The 19,390-nt window shown below is 37.3% G+C and carries 14 protein-coding genes; 7 read left to right on the forward strand and 7 right to left on the reverse strand.

Going from position 1 to position 19,390, the window contains the following annotated elements:
• Positions 1 to 49 precede the first annotated feature (49 nt).
• The 3 genes from EA772_RS00220 to EA772_RS00230 all read left to right on the forward strand — a co-directional run bounded on the left by EA772_RS00220 (position 50) and on the right by EA772_RS00230 (position 3,573).
• Positions 50 to 1,507 carry an amino acid permease gene (locus EA772_RS00220; RefSeq protein ID WP_010603110.1) on the forward strand — a complete coding sequence of 486 codons (1,458 nt, stop codon included), beginning with the start codon at positions 50 to 52 and terminating at the stop codon, positions 1,505 to 1,507.
• A 100-nt stretch (positions 1,508 to 1,607) separates the two neighbouring features.
• Positions 1,608 to 2,930, forward strand: coding sequence for a porin (locus tag EA772_RS00225; protein WP_124910742.1), 1,323 nt, complete (start codon positions 1,608 to 1,610; stop codon positions 2,928 to 2,930).
• Between the two features lie 76 nt (positions 2,931 to 3,006).
• Complete coding sequence (locus EA772_RS00230) at positions 3,007 to 3,573, forward strand: MarC family protein (RefSeq protein WP_116170839.1); 567 nt, start codon at positions 3,007 to 3,009, stop codon at positions 3,571 to 3,573.
• Positions 3,574 to 3,864: 291 nt separating this feature from the next.
• On the opposite strand, the gene EA772_RS00235 is transcribed toward EA772_RS00230, so the two are convergent.
• The 5 genes from EA772_RS00235 to EA772_RS00255 form a co-directional block, all read right to left on the reverse strand.
• Positions 3,865 to 5,025 carry an RsmB/NOP family class I SAM-dependent RNA methyltransferase gene (locus tag EA772_RS00235; protein ID WP_124910743.1) on the reverse strand — a complete coding sequence of 387 codons (1,161 nt, stop codon included), beginning with the start codon at positions 5,023 to 5,025 and terminating at the stop codon, positions 3,865 to 3,867.
• Between the two features lie 18 nt (positions 5,026 to 5,043).
• A complete protein-coding gene (locus EA772_RS00240; RefSeq protein WP_124910744.1) occupies positions 5,044 to 6,255 on the reverse strand; it encodes an ABC transporter substrate-binding protein in 1,212 nt (403 codons plus the stop codon).
• 107 nt (positions 6,256 to 6,362) lie between these two features.
• Complete coding sequence (gene guaA / locus EA772_RS00245; RefSeq protein ID WP_010602892.1) at positions 6,363 to 7,892, reverse strand: glutamine-hydrolyzing GMP synthase; 1,530 nt, start codon at positions 7,890 to 7,892, stop codon at positions 6,363 to 6,365.
• Between the two features lie 147 nt (positions 7,893 to 8,039).
• Positions 8,040 to 8,495 (reverse strand): dCMP deaminase family protein, encoded by a 456-nt coding sequence (locus EA772_RS00250; RefSeq protein ID WP_116170797.1) that lies wholly within the window; start codon positions 8,493 to 8,495, stop codon positions 8,040 to 8,042.
• A 62-nt stretch (positions 8,496 to 8,557) separates the two neighbouring features.
• Complete coding sequence (locus EA772_RS00255) at positions 8,558 to 9,991, reverse strand: MFS transporter (protein ID WP_124910745.1); 1,434 nt, start codon at positions 9,989 to 9,991, stop codon at positions 8,558 to 8,560.
• A 143-nt stretch (positions 9,992 to 10,134) separates the two neighbouring features.
• Between EA772_RS00255 and EA772_RS00260 the strand changes: the two genes are divergently transcribed.
• Positions 10,135 to 10,761 carry a LysE family translocator gene (locus EA772_RS00260; protein WP_010602889.1) on the forward strand — a complete coding sequence of 209 codons (627 nt, stop codon included), beginning with the start codon at positions 10,135 to 10,137 and terminating at the stop codon, positions 10,759 to 10,761.
• A gap of 10 nt (positions 10,762 to 10,771) precedes the next feature.
• On the opposite strand, the gene EA772_RS00265 is transcribed toward EA772_RS00260, so the two are convergent.
• Together EA772_RS00265 and EA772_RS00270 are read right to left on the reverse strand one after the other, a co-directional pair.
• Positions 10,772 to 11,335 (reverse strand): hypothetical protein, encoded by a 564-nt coding sequence (locus tag EA772_RS00265; protein WP_124910746.1) that lies wholly within the window; start codon positions 11,333 to 11,335, stop codon positions 10,772 to 10,774.
• A gap of 199 nt (positions 11,336 to 11,534) precedes the next feature.
• The gene (locus EA772_RS00270) at positions 11,535 to 13,436 is read right to left on the reverse strand and encodes a class II glutamine amidotransferase (RefSeq protein ID WP_116170794.1); all 1,902 of its coding nucleotides are present in this window, start codon (positions 13,434 to 13,436) and stop codon (positions 11,535 to 11,537) included.
• A 210-nt stretch (positions 13,437 to 13,646) separates the two neighbouring features.
• On the opposite strand from EA772_RS00270, the gene EA772_RS00275 reads away from it, so the two are divergent.
• The 3 genes from EA772_RS00275 to EA772_RS00285 are packed head-to-tail and all read left to right on the forward strand — an operon-like array spanning position 13,647 to position 19,387.
• On the forward strand, positions 13,647 to 16,445 hold the full coding sequence (locus tag EA772_RS00275; RefSeq protein WP_124910747.1) for a TonB-dependent receptor domain-containing protein: 2,799 nt from the start codon (positions 13,647 to 13,649) through the stop codon (positions 16,443 to 16,445).
• A 10-nt stretch (positions 16,446 to 16,455) separates the two neighbouring features.
• Positions 16,456 to 17,778 (forward strand): DUF4876 domain-containing protein, encoded by a 1,323-nt coding sequence (locus tag EA772_RS00280; RefSeq protein WP_124910748.1) that lies wholly within the window; start codon positions 16,456 to 16,458, stop codon positions 17,776 to 17,778.
• A 49-nt stretch (positions 17,779 to 17,827) separates the two neighbouring features.
• Positions 17,828 to 19,387, forward strand: coding sequence for a DUF6850 family outer membrane beta-barrel protein (locus EA772_RS00285; protein ID WP_124910749.1), 1,560 nt, complete (start codon positions 17,828 to 17,830; stop codon positions 19,385 to 19,387).
• Positions 19,388 to 19,390: the final 3 nt, after the last annotated feature.

The raw sequence follows: 19,390 nt of genomic DNA on the forward strand, positions 1-19,390 counted from the left end.
TTTACCGCTTATTATCATAAATCAACAAACATAAAAGACTAAACAAATTATGAATCTTAAAAAGCCTATTGATGTGCTTATAGCAGAATCTGCTGAAAGTGGCGAGGGGACGCTCAAACGTACGCTGAGCAGTACGAGCCTTGTTGCTCTGGGCATTGGAGCGATTATTGGGGCAGGTTTATTCTCATTAACAGGTATCGCAGCAGCTGATCACGCTGGACCAGCCGTAACATTATCATTTGTACTGGCAGCAGTTGGATGTGCATTCGCCGGTTTGTGTTATGCAGAATTTGCTTCAATGATTCCTGTTGCCGGTAGTGCTTACACTTATTCTTACGCTACAATGGGTGAGTTTATGGCCTGGGTTATCGGATGGGATTTAGTATTAGAATATGCTCTTGGCGCTGCAACGGTTGGGGTTTCCTGGTCTGGTTATTTCAACAAACTGCTACACGAATTTGGCCTCGAAATGCCGCTCTACCTCACAAAATCATTTGCAGAAGTAGATGGTGGAGGAATCAATCTTCCAGCAGTGGTCATCGTTTCTCTGCTTTCACTGATGCTCATCCGTGGAACTAAAGAGTCTGCAAGCCTAAATAATATCCTGGTAATTGTTAAAGTTGCCGTAGTAATCATCTTCATCGCATTAGGATGGAAATTTATTAATCCTGCTAACCATACGCCTTATATCCCGGAAAACACTGGTGTTAAAGGAGAATTTGGTATTTCGGGTATCGCTGCAGGTGCTGCGTTGGTATTCTTCGCATTTATTGGTTTTGATGCCGTTTCTACAGCGGCTCAGGAAGCAAAAAATCCGCAGAAAGGCATGCCAATTGGTATTTTAGGTTCTTTGGTAGTTTGTACCATACTTTATGTATTATTTGCTCACGTGATGACAGGTTTAGTACCTTTCTCAGTATTTAAAGGCGATGCTTCTCCGGCAGCTACTGCATTTAAAGTAACTGGTTACAGTTGGTTGCAAATGGGATTAATTATCGCAATTTTAGCGGGATATACTTCAGTAATCCTGGTGATGTTAATGGGACAATCAAGGGTTTTCTATACCATGTCAAAAGATGGTTTATTACCGAAATTCTTCAGTAACATCCACTCAAAATTCAGAACACCATTTAAAACAAATCTGTTCTTTATGGTTTTCGTAAGTATTTTCGCTGGTTTTGTTCCGGTAACTGATTTGGGTCACATGGTATCTATTGGTACGCTGTTTGCCTTCTCATTGGTATGTATCGGTGTAATGTTATTACGTAAAACGGATCCGAACAGAGCTCGTCCATTCAGAACACCATTGGTTCCTTTCGTGCCGATTATGGGTGTAATTGTTTGTGTTTACCTGATGTCGTCATTACCATTAGAAGCCTGGATCAGGTTAGCAATCTGGATGGCTTTAGGTGTAGCCATCTATTTCTTCTACGGTAAAGGAAATTCAGTTTTAGGCAACAAAGGAAAAGTTGTACATCCTGTTGATCCTCCAAAACCTGAATTATAACAAATAATATAAATTTTATAAGCCCCGACAAATGTCGGGGCTTTTTTTGTGTTAAATAATTGTTAATAAAGTACCTTTGCCACACAATCCATCGAAACGTATGCAACGAGTTAAAAACAAGCATTTAGCCATTATCACTTTACTGTTCTTTTCATTCTCCGCTCAAGCACAAAGAACCATTAATGATATAATGGACTCCACAACGGTTAACCACCTGCTTATCATCTCTAAAAAATACGGTTCACTATCTTTTAGCGGTTACATGCAACCACAGTTTCAGGCTGCTCAATCAAACGGTACACTTGCGGAATACCAGGGTGGAAATTTCGGCGAATTTAGTAACAATCGTTTTCGCTTAAGAAGAGGCAGGTTAAGGGCAGATTATATGCTGCTGGATGACAAAGGTAATCAATCTACCTATTTCGTATTGCAATTTGATGGAACTGAACAGGGTGTAAATATCCGGGATTTTTGGGGACGGTATTATGAAAATAAGTGGAAACTTTTTCACGTCACATTGGGACTATCAGGCCGTCCGTTTGGAAATGAACTACAGCTTTCATCAGCAGGTAGAGAGGCTCCCGAACGCGGAAGGATGTCGCAGATTTTAATGAGAACCGAGCGTGATTTGGGCGCAACCTTCACTTTTAATCCTCGCTGGAAAGATGCCAAACTTAAGAATGTAGTTCTAGACTTGGGTATTTACAATGGCCAGGGACTGGCCGGCCCCGGCGAATTTGATAACAGCAAAGATGTAATTGCCAGATTAAGCCACAAGCCATACACATTTAAAAAATTAGGATTTTCTATTGCCGGAGGAATAAGCACGTTGCAAGGCGGATTAAATCATCGTTTGCCTGTAAGCTACAGAATGGAAAATTTAAATGGAAGCCTGGCGATGGTGAAAGATTCTTCAGTAAATACGATTAATAAGGTAGCACCACGCAGATATTACGGTGCTGATGTTCAGTTAGCCACAGCCCTGAAAAGCTGGAAATCAGAATTAAGGGCAGAAGTTATTTCAGGACTACAATCGGCCACAGCAACTACCTCGGCAACGCCTGGTTCTTATCCGGTTGATAATAAATCGGTAGCACTTCCCTACTATACCAGGAATTTTAATGGCGCTTATTTCACCTTCGTACAAACTTTAAATAGTACAGACAATCAATTGATTTTTAAATATGATTGGTACGATCCCAATGCAAAAGTTGCAGGGATGGATATTTCAGCATTAAAGGGATTAACGGCCGCGGATGTTCGGTTCGATACTTTTGGCTTTGGCTTCCTGCATCATTTCAATCCCCATTTTAAAGCGGTAATATATTACGACATGATCAAAAATGAATCAACCCAAATTTCTGGTTATACTGAAGACAGGAAAGATAATGTGTTCACATTGAGAACACAATTCTACTTTTAATAAATAGTTTCATAATAAGTATTTAATACAATTGGCTTACCTTTGGGTAAATTTGTTCCCTATGAAATATGATTTCATGAAGTTCGACTTCAACCAGATTCTGACCACTACGATGGTAATTTTCGCCATTATTGATATTTTGGGATCAATTCCGGTAGTGATCGAACTTCGCAGGAAAGCGGGACATATTGAATCTGAAAAAGCTTCGATTGTAGCAACTGCGCTCATGATTTTGTTTCTATTCCTGGGAGAATCATTATTAAAAGTTATTGGACTTGATGTAGAATCGTTCGCTATTGCTGGCTCATTTGTAATTTTTTTCATTGCGATGGAAATGGTTTTGGGCTTAACCATCTTCAAAGAAGAGGCGCCAGAAACGGTTTCGATAGTGCCCCTTGCATTTCCTTTAATTGCAGGTGCCGGTACAATGACCACGCTGCTATCGCTCAAAACCGAATATCAAACTCAGAATATTTTGGTGGGTATTATCCTGAACATGCTTTTTGTTTACTTCGTATTAAAAAACACCGAACGCTTAGAAAAGCTATTTGGTAAAACAGGATTAAACATTCTTCGTAAAGCTTTCGGCGTAATTTTACTGGCTATCGCTATCAAATTATTCAGAAATAATACCGGATTGTAGATCAAACCGCAACAAAGAATCAACTGTAAGCCAATCGTCATTTCCAACGAGACCGAGAAATCTTATCTACTATAAGATCGTACTGTAACAAAAATTTCGTATATTCATCTAAACATAAAGCTAACCAAAGATGAACAGCTTCGAGGAATATACATTAATAATCGGGGCAATTGCTGTTTTAATTGAAGCAGTAAAATACCTAAAAAAGAACTTCAAATCCTGGTTTGAGCATGTATAAACTTGTCTGAACGCTTATACTGACAAACATTAATAACAAGGTCTTTGAAGCTATTAAATTCTGATGAGCCTGGCCACAAACATGGTATCAGCATTATTTTGAAACCCTTTGATCACCTCCATTTTTTCTAATTCTAATGGCAAAGTATCTGTTAAGTGTTGTACTACCGCTTCGTTTTCAGCAGCAAAGGCAGAACAGGTAATGTAAATCAGGGGCTTTCCTGGCTTTAAATATTTTACTACGTTTGGCCCGATAGCTTTCTGAATTGCTGCGAATTGGTTAATCTTCTTTTCCTCAAAAAAAGTCAGCATTTCCGGCGTTCTTCCCCAGGTTCCGGCGCCTGTACAAGGTGCATCTAAAATAATCCCATCAAATTGATAATGATGCAAAACCTGATCATTATTCTTTAATAGGTCTAACTCTTTTTTATGGTATTTTCTAATTCCGGCAAGGCGAAAACGTTCGTCAAGATTCATCAGTACTGATTCTCTTAAATCTGTAACCAACAGCTCAACTACAGGCTCCAGGCTGTGTAACAATAAGGATTTGCCACCCGATGCGGCACAGCAATCCCACCATTTATCCCATTTTTTAGGCTCGAAATAGCTTCCTGTATTCTGCGAAGATAAATCCTGAACCTGATAAGTTCCTTCTTTTAACACCGTTTCGAGTTTAGTACCATTCGGTAATGCTAAAGCAGTTTCTGAGACTTGATGAACTGTAATGCCTGCCGCCTCAAGCGTTGCTATGATTGATTTTATATCAGCCGCCGCAACCCTGATAAACAAATCGGGCTGCCTAAAAAACGAAGTAAAAAACTCTATTTTATTTATCCCTTCAGATAATTTATCTCCGAAAGGAAATACATCTTCCAGGTTAAAATCATGATATTTTTCTGCAATGATCGTAATTTTTTCTGCCAGTGGAAGTTGAATATCATCCTGTAATGCTGGCATATTTTGCTCTACTACCGGACTCAAGGTTTCGTGGCAAAGAAAATCAGCAATGCACAGTCTTTCCTCGCGAGCCAAATTTGGCAACGCCCTCCCCAACCTAAAAAAACTGTAAACATGCCTGGTTGCCCACCTTCTGTCAGACGATCCCATTTGCTTGTTTTGTTTAAAATAGCCAGGCAGGAAACGATGTAGGGGCAAATTGCCATCATAAGTGTTTAAAATTTGTTCAAAAGCCCTTAACTGATGGTCAGCCCTCATAGAAAATAAAATTGTAAATTATTCGATAATATTTAATGCAAAGTTTTTGAATTTCAACAGCATTAAACTGGTGTTAATATAGCCTAATTTTTCATCATGAATAAATGAAAAATTATTATGGAGCCCCCTATATTTCTCCTTTGTTATGTAGTCGCGGTAATCTTCCCCGTAATGAGAAAGTAGTTTGCCAAAATAAAAACCTACATCGAACCCTTTGTAGGCATATTCTCCAGGTTCGAAACCGAACTGTTTGCGATATTTTTTTATAAAGGCAATTACTGCAGCACTTTTATAGTCTATTTTATATGATGAACTGATTATGGTATTCAACGCTTGCACTTTATCCGTTGGGTAGTTTTGTTTTACCCAGTTGGGATGACCAAAAAGACTAATATTGTAGCCTCCGGCAGGCAGATTCTTCAGCTTAAACAACTTATCAATAGTAGGTAAAACGAAAGTTCTATCAGATGATGTAACCAGAACAACATACTGCTTGCCTTTGATCATCTTTGTTTCAAAAGTATAAGCTGATGCATATTCCTGAACCACAAACTTTGTTTTGCTGGTCAAATAAGATCTGATGGGCGAAGCAAAGGCCTCATCTTCTGTTTTTCTGGGATTAATAATCACTACAATGGTATTTGCAGGATTAAAACTTTTGCCAATATAAGTGGCAATTTTTTGTGCATGGAGATCGATATTGTTTACAATGGAAATGAGATTTGGATTGTTAAACTCTGAAGGATTAGATGCTGCCAGAGGGGAAACTACCGCAATATTGTTTTCCTTTGCGTAAGCAGCCATAAATTTTTGTCCGTCAGGAAACACCGGACCAACAATCAAATTACTTTGTTTAAACCGATCATTTTTGTACAGCACAGCAATATGTGCATTGTCGTCTTGCGTATCAAAAACATTAAGTTTAAAGTTTAAACCTGAAGCAGCTACCGAATCTAAACCTAATTTAAACCCTTGATAAAAATCGATAGGCATCGCATATTTTTCTACATCAGCTTTGGTGGCTGTTTTTAAATTCAGCTCATCGAGTTTAAAGGGTGCAAGCAGGGAAATGCTAGCCTGGCTAAACTTTTTAACCACTTTTTTTTCTGCAGGTTTTTCTTTCTCAACAGGTTTACTGGTTTCAGTTTTTGGTGTTCTTATTTTAGGAGAACAAGCACCTAAAACTAAAATAAAGAAAACTAAAATATAGTAACCATTTCTAAAATTCATACCTGTTGTTTTTAACAAAATATGCTAGCAAAGTTTATTCCACCTTGCTAGCATAAGTTATATTTGATTAATAATATAGTTAACTGAGAAAAGAACGGTCAACTTATTTATTCCCATTCAATGGTTGCAGGTGGTTTAGAGCTGATATCGTAAACAACCCTGTTTATACCTTTCACCTTATTAATAATTTCATTTGAAATTTTTGCAAGCACCGGGTAAGGCAGATGGCACCAATCTGCCGTCATACCATCTACTGATTCAACAGCACGAAGGGCAATTACGTTTTCGTAGGTACGTTCATCACCCATTACACCAACAGATTGCACTGGTAAGAAAATTGACCCAGCCTGCCAGATCTTATCGTATAATCCAGCGGCTTTTAGTTCATTGATGTAAATGGCATCAGCATCTTGTAGGATAGCTACTTTTTCTGCGGTAACCTCACCCAAAATGCGAATACCTAAACCTGGACCTGGAAAAGGATGGCGGCCAAGAATCACATCATCGATTCCTAAAGCTTTACCTACCCTGCGAACCTCATCTTTAAAAAGCGTTTTTAATGGCTCAACCACTTTCAGTTTCATAAAATCTGGCAAACCACCAACATTATGGTGCGATTTGATCGTAGCTGAAGGACCATTTACTGAAATTGATTCGATCACATCAGGATAGATAGTACCCTGACCTAACCAGTTTACACCTGTTACTTCATGTGCTGCATCATCAAAAACTTCGATAAAAACCCGTCCAATTGCTTTGCGCTTCAATTCTGGATCGGTTAATCCAGCAAGCTGACTTAAGAAACGATCTTTAGCATCGATCCCCTTAATGTTTAAGCCCATGTGTTTGTATTGTTCAAGCACCTGTGCATATTCATCTTTACGCAGTAAGCCATTATCAACAAAAATACAATGTAAATTTGTACCGATCGCTTTGTGTAATAGAACGGCTGCCACACTACTATCTACGCCGCCTGATAAACCTAAAACAACTTTATCATTGCCTAATGTTTGCTGTAATTCTGCAATAGTAGTTTCTATAAACGCTGCCGAAGTCCAGTCCTGGCTACATCCACAAATATCAACCAGGAAGTTTTCTAATAAAACCTTTCCATCAATACTGTGTGTAACTTCAGGGTGAAATTGTATGGCGTAAGTATTTGAATTTTTTATGTGATAAGCTGCAACCTTTACACTATCGGTACTGGCAATTAATTCAAACTCTTCCGGAATACTGGTGATGGTATCGCCATGACTCATCCAAACCTGAGAATCGATATTAATTCCTTTAAATAATTTATTTTCCTGATCAACAAAACTCAAATTAGCACGGCCGTATTCACGGGTCGAAGATGGCTGAACATCGCCTCCAGATTGTTGAGCGATGTATTGTGCACCATAACAAACAGCCAATAAAGGATATTTGTTGTGGTATTTTGACAAATCAATTTGAGGGGCATCATCCTGACGAACAGAATACGGGCTACCTGAAAAGATAACACCTTTTACATCTTCTGAAATTTCAGGAAGGTTGTTGTATGGATAGATTTCACAGTAAATATTTAGTTCGCGAACTCGACGGGCGATGAGTTGTGTAAATTGCGAACCAAAATCGACGATAATGATTTTTTCTTGCATCCGCAAAGATAGAGAAAGAAAGGGAATTGTTAAATTGTTTTCATGTTATTTTCTGGCTGCAAGTTATCCATTGCGAGTTGTTAGCAATAAGCTTAAAAATTCAACAGTTTAGCCATTTCACAGTTAACCAATTACTCCATTCACCGGTTACCCCATCAACTTCACTTCTACCCCAAACTTCCTTAAAAAATCAACACCTTCATCACTAGGTAAACCTTTGTAAGCGGCATAAGATTGAGAATAGTAAACCAGTTTTATCCCTGAGGATAGGATTAACCGGGCGCAGGCAATACACGGCGACAATGTGGTGTATAGGGTACAACCTTCTATCTTCGATCCATTTTTAGACGCATAAAGAATCGCATTTTCTTCCGCATGCAAAGCCAATGAGCAACTTCCCTTGCTATCTCTTGCACAACCCTGTTCTGGCCATTCCTCATCGCAATTGTGTGTTCCGGCTGGCGGACCATTGTAACCGATAGAAATAATACGGGTATCCTTTGTTAAAACAGCACCAACATGGGCACGTACGCAATGCGAACGGGCGGCCAAATCGGTTGCGAGATTCATAAATATGGTATCGAAACTTGGTTTGTTAGTCATGATAAAAATAAAAAAGCCACAAAGAATAAATCTTTGTGGCTGTAAAAATAGCTTATTAAAAATTAATGTCCGCCAGAAATTTTCTGATCGAAATTAATTCCCTGAGACCGAAGAATACCGCTAACTCTCCAGGCATAAAATGCCAGGTAAGCAAAACAAAGAATTCCTACAATATAACTGTATTGAATACCGGTAACTTCCGAAACCGCACCTTGTAACCAGCTGATAATACCACCGCCCATAATCATCATGATTAGGAAACTACTACCTTGACTGGTATGTTTACCCAAGCCGCTAACCGCTAAAGTGAAAATACATGGCCATAACGTACTGCAAAATAACCCTACGCTAGTGATGGCATAAACACTTACCATGCCCGTTGTAAACATCCCGATAAGTAGCGCTAAAATACCAATCCCCGAGAAAATTAATAACATTCTTGCAGGATTACCTTTACTCGCCATGTCAGCAATAATTAAAACAAGAATTATCAAACCATAAACATAAAAAGGGGCTAAATCGTGATCAGCAATAGCATTTACCGCTAAGAAAATTCCAAAAGCCAGATAAGGCGCCACAAATCTAAGTACTTTTTGAGTCTGAACGTTGTCAGTAAAAGCTTCAACTGCACCCGTCCATCTACCAATCATCATACTTGCCCAATACAAAGAAATGTAAGGTGCAATATCATGAAGAGCGAAACCTAAATCTTTTTCCATATAAGCAGGTAGGTTACTTGCTGTAGAAACCTCAACTCCTACGTAAACAAAAATGGCGATCATGCCCAAAACCAATTGTGGATATTTCAAAGCTGAACCTTTTACACCCACTTCTTCCGTTTTTGCCTCAACTAAAGCTGGGCGATCAGGCAGCGAAGATAATTTTAAGAAAATAGCAACTGCAATAAATGCAACACCTAAAATAAGATAAGGAACTTTTACACTTTCAATGCTGATGTCTGAACTTGCATTTGCAGCAGATCCGAAAATTGCAAAACTCACAATTAGTGGTCCGATGGTGGTACCAAAATTATTAATCCCCCCTGCCAAAGTTAAACGCTGAGAACCAGTTTTGATAGGCCCTAAAGCAATCGCCAATGGGTTTGCTACAGTTTGTTGTAGTGAAAAACCTAGTGCTACGATGAACAGACCTGATAACATTAAAGGAAATGAGGCCAAATTAGCAGCTGGGTAAAATAAAAGTGTACCTGCGGCAGAAATAACCAGACCCAGTGCCAGGGAATTTTTATAACCTAATTTATTCACAATATCTTGCCCCATTAGAACAGATATACCGTTATAAATTAATGCACCAACGGTGTAAGCAATATAGAACGCCAAGGAAACCAGTTGACTTTCAGCTTGTGAAAGATCAAAAGCTTTCTTAAAAACAGGAATTAAAATATCATTACTTGCGGCAACGAAGCCCCAAAAAAAGAATACGGTAACCAGGGGTATAAATTGGGCCCACTTGGTTTGTGTTTGTTCTGAACTCATTTTTAAATTTAGTTTTAGTGGGGCTAAACATAGATAAAAAAAAATTAACCGAGGGTAACTTTTATGCAACTAATGCAACAAAAATAAATATGCCTTGTTTAGGTATAAAATTGCATATTCGCATATTATAAACAATACAATACATGTTTGAAGCCATTTTATTAGGTATAGGGGCAGGGATTATTTCGTCGTTTTTAACAGGTCCGGTATTTTTTGCAATGATTAAAACCAGTATAGAAAGGGGCTTTATGGCGGGCTTTTCTTTGGCTATTGGGGTTATAATTAGTGATGTTATTTTAATTGCATTGGTGCTTTTTGGCAGTCAGTTTTTTGATTATAAAGCGAGCTTTGATAAATATGTTGGTTCCATCGGCGGAATTTTCTTACTCGCTGTAGGAATATATTACCTGGTATCGAAAATGAAGGTCAATTATGATTCAAAAACCCTTCAAAAAGTTAGCAAAAGAGGTTATGTTTTAAAAGGTTTCCTGATGTGCATACTTACTCCTTCAACGTTAATGTTCTGGATTATTGTCAGCGGAATCATTTCCGTTAAACTCAATAATATGCTAAATGAAAAACTCGTGTGTTTCTTTATTGCGATGGCCACGCAATTGAGCATTGATGGCGCAAAGAGCTTTTATTCCAGTAAACTCCGTTACAAAATCAAGGAAGATGCACTAAAAACGCTTAACAAAATAGCTGGCGTAGTAATCATCTTCTTTGCCTTCTGGCTGATTTACAAGACCTATATTCAGTTTTACGCCTGATCAAACAGATTTATAACACTTCATCAAGATTGTAGATATCGACATAATCTAGCAATCTGCCGCCTGCACAATTTTCCATATTTTGAAGACGATAATAAACTCTGTCTCCCTTTTTTAAAAATACCTGAGCACCAGTTTTTTCGCAGGGCACACCCCCATTGTTATCTTTGATATAGGTTATGATGGTGCCTTCAAATGAAACTCGATTGGCATCCAGCCTTTTCATTCGTCCATTAATTTTAAGATATTCATTTTGGCTATTGGTTTGCTCACCCTTTATAGCAAACCAGTTATCTGCCTTCTTGGTTATTTCAGCAGTACCTTTCTCGCTTTCAAAACTAATCCACTGCAACCCGATCGAAACACTTTTGCTAACATTAATCTCAACTTTTGGAATTTTACTTTTAATCTCATCGCGTACATTTTTTAGTGTATCATTCAATTCAGATAACTTATTAGAAATGCTATCGCTCGTATTATCTATCGCGTTGGTTACCTTTTGCTGGCTACCATCAGAACAGCCGAAACCTAAACAAATGGCAAATATCAGGCAGGATTTTATCAGATTTTTCATAGTGGAATTAACATGTACAGCTGTCGAAATGTTTTTATCAACCTGGTAAATCTGGCGATTCTAATTAGTGGCGATAGTGCTAAAAAAAACATTCAGATTCAATAATCATTCGCGTTATGCCGTAAATGTTTCTTTTTATGCAAAAAAAATAGCCCACATAAAATGTGAGCTATCTATTTTTAAAATTATTTGAAAAGTTTTAATATGCCCTCTGGTTGTTTCCTTCTTTCCAGTTGATAAAAGCCTTGTTCACTACTTTATTTCCGCCTGGAGTTGGATAATTACCAGAAAAATACCAGTCGCCTTTATTTTTCGGACAAGCTTCATGCAGGTTTTCTAAACTCTGATAGATCACTTCCACCTCTGCAACTGTACCTTTTGGTGTAATAATTTGCGCAATTTTGGCAGAAATTTCTTCAGGCGTAAATGGTCTGTAGATATCCTTTACATGATTTATAATCTCCTCTTTCGGCAGCAATAAAGAAGCTTTACATTTCGCGTAAACATCTTCAATAACCTGCCACATGCCACGCTCAGTTAGTAACTGAATTGCTGCATCGAAAGCTACAAACTGCCCCATCCTGCTCATATCGATACCATAACAATCAGGATAACGGATTTGAGGTGCAGAAGAAACAATAATAATTTTTTTCGGATGTAAGCGATCTACAATTTTAATGATACTCTGTTTCAAGGTAGTACCACGAACAATTGAATCATCTAATGCAACCAAAGTATCCTGATGATTGTTGATAATACCGTAAGTTGTATCATAAACGTGGGCTACCATTTCACTTCTATCCGCATCCTGAGTAATGAATGTTCTCAACTTTACATCTTTAACGGCTAGTTTTTCAACTCTAGGTGCTAACGATAATAAATCTTCCAGTTGCTCATCAGTCAGTTCTTCTTTTTTATGTAAAAGAATATCTTTCTGGTGCCTGCGTACATATTGCTGAACGCCATCAACCATTCCGAAGAAAGCTACTTCAGCGGTATTTGGAATGAAAGAAAATACGGTATTTTTTAAATCGTAGTTTACTGCCTGAAGAATTTTATCACTCAATAAACGACCTAATTGTTTACGTTCACGATAGATTTCCACATCACTTCCCTTTGAAAAATAGATGCGTTCAAAAGAACACGATAGTCTTTCGGTAGGTTCGCGGAACTGTTCCATGCTCACCTCGCCGTTTTTCTTAATGATTAAAGCATGACCAGGATCAATTTCCTTCACATCTTTAAACTGAATATTGAAGGCTGTTTGTAAAGCTGGTCTTTCAGAAGCTGCAACAACAATTTCATCATCGTAATAATAATAAGCCGGGCGTATACCTGCCGGATCACGCATGATGAATGAATCGCCGTTACCAACCATACCACAAATAGAATAACCACCATCCCAGGTTTTGGCCGAGCGGCGAAGGATATTTGCAATATCTAAATGATCGGATATTTTGTGTGTGATGGATACATTATCGTGTCCTTCTTTTTTGTACTGATCAAAGAGATCTTGATTTTCATCATCTAAAAAGTGACCAATTTTCTCCAGAACGGTAACAGTATCTGCTTTTTCTTTTGGATGTTGCCCCAACTCATACAATTGCTCCAATAACTCATCAACATTGGTCATGTTGAAGTTACCAGCAATGACTAAATTACGGGTCATCCAGTTATTTTGCCTTAAAAAAGGATGGCAATTTTCGATACTGTTTTTACCATGTGTACCATAACGCAAATGGCCCAATAACACCTCGCCGATAAAGCTAACATTGTTTTTGAGCCACTCTGTATCCTGCATTAGTTCAGGTGTGTTTTCTTGTATATCTACGAACTTATTTTGTACGTATTCGAAGATATCTGCTACCGCATTCGAAGCCATACTCCGGTATCGGCTAATGTACCTACTGCCAGGTTTCATATCCAGTTTAATAGTGGCAATACCTGCGCCGTCCTGGCCCCGGTTATGCTGTTTTTCCATTAAAAGGTATAATTTGTTAAGGCCGTAAAGTGCTGTACCGTACTTTTGCTGGTAGTAAGAAAGTGGTTTTAACAGGCGAATAAAAGCGATTCCGCATTCGTGTTTTATCTGATCACTCATTGTGTGGGTTTGAAGGCGCAAAGTTATCCTTTTAAATAATCACAACCTAAACAAAAGTGTTTTCTTTTGTCACAAACGAGTTAATTTGAAATGATACGTTTTCAGTTACTTATAATTTCAAATTGTTAAATTATTTGGAATTAGTCTAAATAGTTTTGTAAAAAGGTTGCAAATTCTCATATTTGCGCCCATTATTAGAATAAGACTAAATTGAAAAAACTTTACATTTCACTATCTATAGTTTTAGTTTGTTTCGCTGGGATAGCGCAAGCGCAAAACGTGGTTACCGGGAAAGTGGTAGACCCTGAGAACAAGCCGTTAGAGCTTGTTAATATTAAGGTTATTGAAACCAATCAATATGCCAACACCGATAAACGTGGTGTCTTTAGAATAAATGGCTTGGAGATTAACAACATTTTGACACTCGAGTTCTCTTACATTGGTTATCAAAAATTAAGAATTCCGGTAACCGTGAAAGCAGGAGGAACAAATCTTGGAAACATTGACTTAAAGGTACTCGATTTAAGTTTAGAAAATATTGAGATCAATGCTAAACGAAATTATTCCGGCCAGACCAATTCATCGTTGGTGATTAACCGTGATATAATTGAGCAAACACCGGCATTGAGTGTGAATGACTTGTTAAATCAGATTCCAAACAGAAAAATAACAGCTCCATCATTACAAAGCGTTCAAAATGTTAATTTAAGAGCAGCTTACGCACCAACCACTGATGGAAAGGGCGCATTTGAACTGAACAACGCATTTGGTGTGGCCATCATTATGGACGGAAATACCCTAACCAATAATGCAAATATGCAAAGTTACAATCCTGGTAGAAGTTTGGGTGTTGGAAATTCGTTTGTTGAAGGTTCGTATACGAGTTTAAATGGTGCAACAAGACCATCGCTGAATGGAAGTAGTTTGACAAGCTATTCTGGCGACTATACATTTGGCGGAACAGATTTACGGCAGATACCAGCGGATAATATTGAAAGCATTGAAGTTATTGCCGGTGTTGCACCCGCAAAATACGGAGACTTAACCGATGGCGCTATCATTATTGAGCGACAAGCAGGGCGATCGCCTGCTTATGTTCGAATGCAATTGAGAGATAATGCAACATCCTATAATATATCTAAAGGTTTTGAATTAAGTCCAACATTAGGTGCAGTGAATGTTGGCGTAAATTACGTGAACTCTTTTCAGGATAACCGTGATAAATTGAAAGCCTACCGCCGTGTAAATACAAACGCCATGTGGAGCAACTCGTTTGGCAACAATCGACGGCTGAAAAATACTTTTAGTGTTGATTATGGAAGAAACCTGGATGGAATAAAGCAAGATCCAGATGATGTTACCAGTACAAAAACAAGATTTGACAGCTGGAATTTCAGCATAGCTAACAGGAGTAACTATCGGTTGGAAAACGGCTTCCTGAAAAACATTGGTCTAAATTTGAGATATTCAGAAGGTCATCAGGTAAGTTATGAAGAACAACTCATGAATCAACCCTACGTACTTTATACAAACGCCGTAACAACTGGTATACACGAAGGCAATTATGATACAGGTGTGTACACAGCGAGGTCATTAATTGATGGAAGACCTGTTACTGCATCTGCTAATTTAGATTTTACCGGTGGTTTTTCTACCGGAGATATTGTGCACAACTTGTCCTTTGGAGGTGGTTTCAACTACAGCGCTAATAGAGGTTTAGGGCAAACCATCGATCCAAATGCACCAAGAAGTGGTGTTGCAGTATCAAGTACTAGCTTAAGTACACAGAGCTCTGAGCGTTATTATGACTTTAAATTAGCGATAGCGCAAAAAGATTTGGGCGTATATATAGAAGATGTTTTTACTACAGATGTTTTCGGGAAACCGCTAAATGTACGTGCAGGTTTAAGATCTGATATCCAAAACGGTTATGGCTCTTTCTCTCCAAGAACAAATATCAACTACGAGGTAAGCAAAAATTTAAGATTTGGTTTAGCCTATGGTTTATCTTATAAATCGCCAGCATTGGCACAACGTTACCCCGGACCAACTTTTTTCGAAATTCCCCTTCTAAATGCTTATAACGGAAAGGTTAACGAAAGCACTTATTTGGTTTACGTAGAGAGATACGAACCAACAAATATTGGATTAAAACCTTCAAAAAGTGAAAGTATTGAATTATCTGCCCAATTAAAGCTAGATAAGTTTAACCTTTCTCTAACTGCATTTAATAAAAAATCGCGAAATGGTATTACCACCGTTCAAAATCTCCAAAGCATCCTATTACCCACTTATACTGCAACATTAAACCCTGGTGCAAAACCAACTATAGTGCAAACAGGCAGTAAATATAATGCTATAAATTACTATGCATTTAAAAATGATTTATCTTCAGATAACCAGGGTTTTGAAGTTATTTTAAGTAGTCCTGAAATAAAGGCAATAAAAACATCATTCAATATGAGCGGCGGTTTATTCAGAACAGCTTATCATTCTGAATCTCCAACATTAAGCAATAAAATCCCTACAACAATAAATACCGATCCTAATTATGCATTCATAGGTCAGTATGAACCAACTAATAGAAAAGCCTATTTCAGTAACGGAAGAATTTCAAGCAGTACACACATTCCTAAACTAAGTTTGATTATTCAATTTACCGCAGAATTTGATATTCTTAACAAAACCGTTAATACAGAAAGTTCACGAATTCCCCTGGGATATTATACCAGAACCAACCAATATATACCAATCACCAATTTTGATAGAACCAACCCTTCTTACGGACATTTGTATGTTACACCTGAAGAACAGTCAGAAACAGATTTGCCAAAGATCATTTCAAACTACCATTTAAGTATCGCAAAAGAGATAAAAAAACGTTTCAAGTTTGCTTTTAATGTATATAATCTTTTCAACTATCAACCATACTACGTTACACCGGCAGGGAGTTATGTGTTCCCTAATAATGTTCCAACTTTTGGAGCCGAGTTATCCATTAAATTATAATTAGTATAAGATGAAAAAGTTACTAATATTACTTCTATCTCCAATCATGTTTTTGGGTTGCAAAAAAAATCAGGAACCTGAAATAAGCCCTATCAATATTAACATTTCAACAAAGTATGCCTCCGCTGAATTAGGAAAAGTGCTCTCCTTGGGTAAGGTGAGGATTGAACTGAAAAATATCAACACCAACAAGTCTAATATCGTTGAAACAGATGCTAATGGAAAGGTATCATTGGCTAATGTTTCGCTTGGGATTTATGATATTAATGCCAGTATCGAAATAAAAGCAGCAGATTATACCAAATTAACTGGTGAAATTGTAACTGAAAACGTAGTGTTTAACGCTTCACAAAAAAGCAGAGCACTGACGTTAAACAATGCGGGTAACATCGAACTAAGTTTGGTATCGGGCGTAATTGGTAATTGGCTAATTAAACAAATCCACTATGCAGGCTCAAATACCACAACCGGAGCTAGTTTTAGGGATCAGTTTATCGAAATTTACAACAATACCGATTCAGTTTTATATGCTGATAGTTTATTTATCGGTGAAATAATTGGCAGACAAAGTTTTACCAATACTGGTTATAATACTTTACCTAATGGACAATACGACTGGAGCAAATCATTGAATATGCCATCAAATATTGATGCAAACAATAATTACGTGTACCCAAGAGCGTTATTCATGATTCCAGGTACTGGCAAACAGCATCCTGTAAAGCCTGGTAAAAGTTTTATTATTGCTCAAACTGCATTAAATCATAAATCACCTTTTACGGGAAATGATGGAAAAAGCATTACTGTTAGAGACCCATCATTAACGATAGATTTAAGCACAGCTGAATTCGAGGCTTATTATGGATCTTTCTTGGCGAAACCTTTGGCATCTGATATCGATAATCCTCAGGTACCTAATGTAGAAGTTTTATCCTATTTTGGAACCGACTTAATATTAGATGCGCTCGGCAGAACCGGGGTGATTTTATTTAAAGGAGATGGTCTTACCCAAGTTAAAAACCTACCACAATATAATTTCCCAACGGTTGCACCACCATCATCAAGCGCCGATAAGTATTTTCAAATACCAAATGCATTAGTTATTGATGCAGTAGAATTACAACCAAATACTGCCTCTGCAAGAATCCCTAAAAAACTTGGCGCTTCACTTGATGCAGGCTTTACTTATGCACCTAATGGTTCGTATAGTTCACAATCTGTAATTAGAAAAACGCTCCGAACAGACAATAACCGCATTATTTTGAAGGACACGAATAATTCAACAGAGGATTTCGATTACTTCACTTTAGCAAACCCAAGAGGATTTAAATAACCATTAAATTTTAATCAATGATTTAGTTGTTGATTAATCGAAATATAAAATGAGAAAAATAATTTTATCGATAGTAGTACTTCAAATGATGTTTAGTACTGCATTTAGTCAGAAAATCGATACTACATTAAAAAATCCGGGTTTAAAGAATAAAATCTTTAGTGCTGATTCTGCTCATTACGCAGGATATGAATTTGCAAAGTCTAGCCCATTTAATATTGACGAATTAATGCCCGCAAAATTTAGCAAAATTAGCCTTGGTACCAATTATGAAAAAGGACATCTAATGACGGCACAAAACGCAACTAAACTAACTCAAGTGTACCTAGCAACAGAAGGTAATACCAAACTTAAGTCGGTAAATTTATGGGGGGCTTTCAAGTATGAGAGAAGTGTAGAAGATAGTACAATGTATAATCATCAAACCCGAAATAATATATCTGCCCCTTACTATTACGGTTCTCCCATTAATCTTAATTATGAAAGAACTTTATACAATTTAAAGGCTCTGGCAGAAAAAAATCTAATTAAAACTAATCTACCTGTTGGTATTGGAGGAAATTACAGAATTGGAAATCATTTTTCAACAAATGATCCGAGAGGAAGTGTTGATGATTTTCAGTTAAATATGATTGCTACCCTTGGCTACACTCTATTTGAAAAATTGAAGATTGGTGCAGCGTATAGATATGGTTATGGACAAGAAAGAGTTAATGTGGCCTACAAAAACCAAAGTTTGTCTCAAAATACATTGAAACCAGAATATAATAATTACTTGGTTAATGGCTACGGAGAGGCTTACGTCTTCAATACTAATAGGACTTATCAAAATGATCAGAAGAGAAGTGGTTTTGAAACCTATCTTAACTTTACAAAATCCGCAATTGGCAATTTTTTCTTTACTTATAGTTATCTCGAAGAAAAACAAAAGTTTGTTAGGAGAAGTGGAGAAGGTTTTGCAGACTATAATGATTACAATTTAGAAACCAGCGATTTCTCACTATTTTGGTTGAAAAAAATCGGTAATAAAAACATATCTACATCAATCAATTATAATAATATTGACGGAAAGGATTTGAATTATATCTACATGGCAAATAATTACCTCTATAATCATAATAGCCTATCATTCAGAACCAATTTAAGCATTACTTCTTCAAAAGGTAATTTGTATAACTTCTATATTTCTGCAAATCAAAATGAAGAACAAAAACAGGATGGATTAACAGGCAATAATGTAAAATATAATCGTTTGGATTGGCGTGCAGGATTTGGTTATACAAAAACAACTATTCAATCTAACGTTTGGGGTGTAAGTTTATCAGGAGTTTATAGTGTTCCTTTGACCAACCGCTTTGATGTACCTGGCTCAAATGTTGGTCAGTTTACCCAAAAGGTCATTTATTTTGATTACATCTATAATACTTCAACTCGGCTTGGCGGAAGCTTGTCGGCAGATTATAGTTTCGAAATTTTTAATCAGGTCCAGGCAGGGTTCAAAGCTTCTGCAGCATACTTAAATAAACAGAAAATAGTAGAGAATACCTTCCCATTTGCCCCCGGCAAAGATCGGTTTTCTTCCAATATTAGCTTAAATCTGTATTTTTAACCC

Source organism: Pedobacter sp. G11 (assembly GCF_003860265.1).
Lineage (GTDB): Bacteria > Bacteroidota > Bacteroidia > Sphingobacteriales > Sphingobacteriaceae > Pedobacter > Pedobacter agri.